This is a genomic window from Paracoccus rhizosphaerae (assembly GCF_026162645.1).
Lineage (GTDB): Bacteria > Pseudomonadota > Alphaproteobacteria > Rhodobacterales > Rhodobacteraceae > Paracoccus > Paracoccus rhizosphaerae.
The window spans coordinates 1-1,274 of sequence record NZ_JAOTBE010000172.1; the positions used below are offsets into that span (position 1 = coordinate 1).

At 61.7% G+C, this 1,274-nt stretch carries 1 protein-coding gene; it reads left to right on the top strand.

What is annotated here, in order from left to right; translation table 11 throughout:
• The first annotated feature begins 71 nt into the window (after positions 1 to 71).
• Positions 72 to 1,220, top strand: a complete 1,149-nt coding sequence (dgoD, locus tag OC184_RS20235; RefSeq protein WP_265508958.1) for a galactonate dehydratase — start codon at positions 72 to 74, stop codon at positions 1,218 to 1,220.
• The last annotated feature ends 54 nt before the right edge of the window (positions 1,221 to 1,274 follow it).

Sequence of the window (1,274 nt, forward strand, 5' to 3'; positions counted from 1 at the left end):
TCAGGTAACACCAATGCCGCGGCGCTTGCCGTGGGCGACAAAGCCGCAACCTTGATCCTAAGGAGCCAGCCGTGAAGATCATCGCGCTCAAGACTTTCATCGTACCGCCCAGATGGTTGTTTCTTAAGATCGAGACCGACGAGGGGATTAGTGGCTGGGGCGAACCCGTTATTGAAGGCCGCACCCTGACCGTGCAGGCGGCGGTCGAGGAACTCGCCGACGGCCTGATAGGCGCCGACCCCCTGCGGATCGAGGATCTGTGGCAGGTCATGTATCGCGGCGGCTTTTATCGCGGCGGTCCGATCCTGATGAGCGCCATTGCGGGGATCGATCAGGCGCTGTGGGACATCGAAGGCCGCGCCTACGGCCAGCCCGTTCACCAGTTGCTGGGTGGGCCGTGCCGTGACCGCATCCGCGTCTACTCTTGGGTGGGCGGCGATCGTCCGGCCGATGTGGCCAAAAATGCCCAGGCTGCCGTCGCGAAAGGCTTCACCGCGCTGAAGATGAATGGCGCAGAGGAGATGCAGATTGTCGATGGTCATGACAAGATCGACCGGATCGTCGAAACCATTGCTACCGTGCGCCAGGCAGTGGGACCGCATGTCGGCCTTGGCGTCGACTTCCACGGTCGCATCCAGCGGCCCATGGCCAAGGCGCTGATCCGCGAACTGGAGCAGTTTTGCCTGATGTTCATCGAGGAGCCGGTGTTGTCTGAAAACCTCGAGGCGGTCGCCGAAGTGGCGCGCAACAGCTCGACTCCCATTGCCCTCGGCGAACGGCTTTACTTACGTTGGGACTTCAAGCGCGTCCTGGAAAGCCGCGTCGTCGATATCATCCAGCCCGATCTATCGCATGCGGGCGGCATTACGGAATGCCGCAAGATCGCTGCGATGGCCGAAGCCTACGACGTCGCGCTGGCGCCCCATTGCCCGTTGGGTCCCATCGCGTTGGCCGCGTGCCTTCAGGTGGACGCGGTCAGCCACAACGCCTTTATCCAAGAGCAATCCCTGGGCATCCACTACAACGAGGGTAGCGACCTTCTGGATTATCTGGTCGATCCAAGCGTCTTTTCCTACAAGAAGGGCATGGTTGATATGCTGCAGGGTCCGGGTTTGCGCGTCGACATCAATGAAGAGGTCGTAGTTCGTGCCGCGTCGACCGGCCATCGGTGGCGCAACCCGCTTTGGCGCCATGCTGACGGATCGGTGGCCGAATGGTGAGTATTGGACGTCTTCCAGAACGGCGTAGCGCCATCACCGGCGCCACGCAGGGGA